Source organism: Achromobacter sp. Marseille-Q0513 (assembly GCF_018195695.1).
Lineage (GTDB): Bacteria > Pseudomonadota > Gammaproteobacteria > Burkholderiales > Burkholderiaceae_B > Achromobacter.
In genome coordinates, this window is sequence record NZ_JAGTJY010000304.1 from 1 (window position 1) to 4014 (window position 4014).

Consider the following 4014-nt stretch of genomic DNA (forward strand, 5'->3'; position numbering starts at 1 on the left):
TGGCGCGAGCGCGGCGCCGATCGCCTGGATCCCGTGCGCTTCCGCTTCATGGACGCGCTGGAGCGGCGCGCCGAGCCGCATGCCGGCGCCGCCCGCGCGCTGCTGGACCAGCGCCTGGCCGCCCTGCTCGACGCCTACGCGGCGGACCTGGAGCGGGACGAGGCCGCGCCCGGCAGCCCGGCGGCCCAGCCGTCGGTAGCGGCTGACCACGACGCGCGGGATTCGGCCGCCGTTGCGCCCATCGACACGCCCCTGCCCGCCGATACCCTGGCCAGCCTGGCCCGCGCGCTCGACACCGGCCACGCCGTGCCCTGGCGCAGCGCCTATCCCGAGCTGCCGCTGCTGGACGTGTACCGCGACATCTGGGCCAAGGTCAGCGCCAACCGCCAGCTGCGCCAATCGGAACAGCAGGTGCCCGACAATGCCGGCCCGCTCAATTCCAACAACCTGGTCCACCGCTCGCTGGCGCTGATGCGCCAGCTCTCGCCCGGCTATCTGCACCAGTTCCTGTCCTACCTGGACGCGCTGGCCTGGATGGAGCAGTTCGACGGCGCGGTGGCCGCCGCCAAGGAAGCCGCGCGCGGTTCGGCCAAGGCTGGCGCCAAGGGCGCGGGCAAGGCGGCCAAGCCCGCCGCCAAGCGCAGCCGGGCCAAGACGGCCTGACGCCCCATTCGATTTGCGCCGGACCCGGTGCCCGCAGTAAGATACGATCCATATACAAACCATATACGGATCACTTACATGGGCATCGTCAAAATCTCCGAGCAGATGCATGAGAACCTGCGCGTGGCCAGCGCCGCGCTCAGCCGCTCCATCAATTCCCAGGCCGAGCACTGGATGCGCATCGGCATGCTGTCCGAGCTGTATCCCCAGCTGCGCCACGCGGACATCTGCCAGCTGCTGATCCGCATCGAGCAGGCCGAGGGCTTCTCCATCGCCGCCCTGTCCCAGGGCCAACCGCAAGACGCCCAGCGGGAGGCCGCGTGATGGCCAAGAAGGTCTCGATCAAATCCGCCGCCGACATCGAAATGGCCCGCAAGGCCGGCGCGCTGGCGGCCGAAGTGCTGCAGGTGGTGGCCGAGCACGTGCGGCCCGGCGTCACCACCGACGAGCTGGACCGCATCTGCCACGACCACATCGTCAAGGTGCAGCAGGCCATCCCCGCCAACATCGGCTACCACGGCTTTCCCAAGACCATCTGCGCCTCGCCCAACCACGTCATCTGCCACGGCATCCCGTCGTCCAAGGTGCTCAAGAACGGCGACATCCTGAACATCGACGTGGCCGTCATCAAGGACGGCTGGTACGGCGACACCAGCCGCATGTACTACGTCGGCGAACCCAGCCCGCTGGCCCGCAGGCTGGTCCGCACCACCTACGAAGCCATGCGCGCCGGCATCATGGCCGTCAAGCCGGGCGCCACGCTGGGCGACATCGGCCACGCCATCCAGACGGTGGCGCACCGCGAGCACTTCAGCATCGTGCGCGAGTACTGCGGCCATGGCATCGGCCAGATCTATCACGACGAGCCGCAGGTGCTGCACTACGGCCGTCCCGGCGAGGGCCTGGTGCTGCAACCCGGCATGATGTTCACCATCGAACCCATGATCAACGCCGGCAAGCCGGCCACGCGCCAGATGCCCGACGGCTGGACCGTGGTCACCAAGGACCGCTCGCTGTCCGCGCAGTGGGAGCACATGGTGGTGGTGACCGACACCGGCCATGAAGTGCTGACGCCCTGGCCCGACGGCTTCGGCGACTACCCGCCCATCCCCTGAGGCGGCTGCCGGGCAGCGCAAGTAGCGGAGTGCCACAACGGACGGCGGCGGCCATGATGGCGTCTCCGCCGTTCTGGCCGCTCACCGCCGCGCCAGGACGTTTCCCGTCCAACGCACCGGCTGCCATCGCCTCCATGCCCTCCCTGTCTCCGGCGTTCCGCCGACTGGCCTCGTCCAACCTGGCCGCCCAATTCTCCGAACAGATCGCCCTGGCCGCCGCGCCGCTGGCCGCCGTGCTGGCGCTGGGCGCGGACGCCGCCCAGACCGGCTATCTGCAGACCGCCCAGACCCTGCCCTTCCTGCTGCTGTCGCTGCCCGCCGGCGTGCTGGCCGACCGCATGCAGCGCCGGCTGCTGATGAGCGCCGCCGAGTGCGCGCGCGCCGTCAGCCTGCTGTGCCTGCTGGCGCTGCTCTGGTCCGGCCAGCTGACCCTGCCGCTGCTGGCCGCGCTGGGCTTCCTGGGCGCCGTCGGCACCGTCGCCTACAACGTGGCCGCCCCCGCGCTGGTGCCCAGGCTGGTGCCGCAGGCCGAGCTGGCCGGCGCCAACCGCTGGCTGGAGCTGGCGCGCAGCGCCGCCTTCTCCGCAGGCCCGGCCGCCGGCGGCGCGCTGGTCAGCGCGCTGGGCGCGTCCGCCGCCTATGCGCTGGCGACCGCGCTGTCGCTGCTGGCCGCCATGCTGCTGGCGGGACTGCCGGCCGACGCGCCCGCCGCGACGGCGACGCGCCGCCACATCGGACGCGAGCTGGCCGAAGGCGCCGCCTTCGTGCTGCGCCATCCGCTGCTGCGGCCCGTGCTGGTCACCGCCGTGTTCTTCAATGTGGCCTGGTTCGTGCTGCAGGCCGTGTACGTGGTCTATGCCATCCGCGACCTGGGGCTGGACGCCGCCGGCGTGGGCCTGACGCTGGGCATCTATGGCCTGGGCATGCTGGCCGGCGCGCTGCTGGCGCCGCGCCTGGCGCGCCGGCTGAGCTTCGGCGCGCTGATCGCCGCCGGCCCGCTGTGCGCGCTGCTGGCCAGCGCCCTGATGCTGCTGACCCTGGCGCGCCCCTCGCCCGCGCTGGCCGCGCTCGCCTTCTTCCTGTTCGGCGCCGGTCCCATCCTCTGGACCATCGCCACCACCACGCTGCGCCAGGCGGTCACGCCCAACGCCATGCTGGGCCGCGTGTCGGCCGTTATCCTGACCGCCACCTTCGGAGCGCGCCCCGTCGGCGCGCTGATCGGTGCGGCCCTGGCCGAGCATGTGGACATCGCCGCCTGCCTGTGGGTCTCGGCGCTGGGCTTCGCGCTGCAGTTCGCCGTGATCTGCGCCTCGCCAGTGCCCAGGCTGCGCACCCAGCCCGAAGCCGTGGCCGGCTGATCCGGAGCGCGGTCGCGGGCTGGCCATGCCTCGCCCAGCGGGCCTCGCCGGCGGCGGTTTGCCGGCGGCGCCGGCACTGTTGCGGCCCGGGAAAACGCAAACTGTATCTGCCGCCTGGACGCGCCATGCCATAGACTGGCCCGGTCGATCGTCCATCCACCCGTCCGCCTCATGCTGAAGATCCTGGGAAAAGCCTCATCCATCAACGTGCGCAAGGTCCTGTGGACCTGCGTCGAACTCGGCCTGCCGTTCGAGCGCGAAGACTGGGGCTCGGGCTTCCAGCCCACCGATGCCCCGGCCTTCCTGGCGCTCAACCCGAACGCCATGGTGCCCGTCATCCAGGACGGCGACTTCACGCTGTGGGAATCGAACAGCATCATCCGCTACCTGGCCAACCAGTACGGCGACGGCGCGCTCTACCCGGCCGAGGCGCGCCTGCGCGCCAGGGTGGATCAATGGATGGACTGGCAGGCCACGGACCTGAACCGCTCATGGAGCTACGCCTTCATGGCCCTGGCGCGCCAGTCGCCCGCCCATCAGGATCCCGCCGCGATCCAGGCCTCGCAACAGGCCTGGACGCAGTTCATGGGCATCCTGGAACAGCGCCTGCAAGCCACCGGCGGCCATGTGGCGGGCGCCGGCTACTCGCTGGCGGACATTCCCGTCGGCCTGTCGGTCAACCGGTGGTTCGAGACGCCTTTCGCGAAGCCGGCGCTGCCGGCGGTGGCGGCCTACTACGACCGGCTGGCATTGCGCGAGGGCTACCGGCGGCATGGCCGCAATGGCGTGGCATAGGACCGGCATTCCCGCCTGGCGGCAACGCGGCCAGCGCTCAGCCGCCCGCCAGCAGCACCAGCGCGTGCAGACCCACCCCGATC

Annotated in this window: 5 protein-coding genes; all 5 read left to right on the forward strand. The window is 71.3% G+C overall.

The window, feature by feature from the left end; genetic code table 11:
• A partial coding sequence (locus KDH83_RS29865; protein ID WP_212322477.1) for a DUF2894 domain-containing protein occupies positions 1 to 663 on the forward strand: 663 nt, incomplete at its 5' end.
• 78 nt (positions 664 to 741) lie between these two features.
• Positions 742 to 987 (forward strand): ParD-like family protein, encoded by a 246-nt coding sequence (locus KDH83_RS29870; protein WP_212322480.1) that lies wholly within the window; start codon positions 742 to 744, stop codon positions 985 to 987.
• Positions 987 to 1778: a type I methionyl aminopeptidase gene (map, locus tag KDH83_RS29875; protein WP_212322481.1), complete on the forward strand. Its 792-nt coding sequence runs from the start codon at positions 987 to 989 to the stop codon at positions 1776 to 1778. Before KDH83_RS29870 ends, map begins: the two co-directional genes overlap by 1 nt.
• 134 nt (positions 1779 to 1912) lie before the next feature.
• Positions 1913 to 3136 carry an MFS transporter gene (locus KDH83_RS29880; protein WP_212322483.1) on the forward strand — a complete coding sequence of 408 codons (1224 nt, stop codon included), beginning with the start codon at positions 1913 to 1915 and terminating at the stop codon, positions 3134 to 3136.
• Positions 3137 to 3307: 171 nt separating this feature from the next.
• On the forward strand, positions 3308 to 3931 hold the full coding sequence (locus tag KDH83_RS29885; RefSeq protein WP_212322485.1) for a glutathione S-transferase: 624 nt from the start codon (positions 3308 to 3310) through the stop codon (positions 3929 to 3931).
• Positions 3932 to 4014 lie beyond the last annotated feature (83 nt).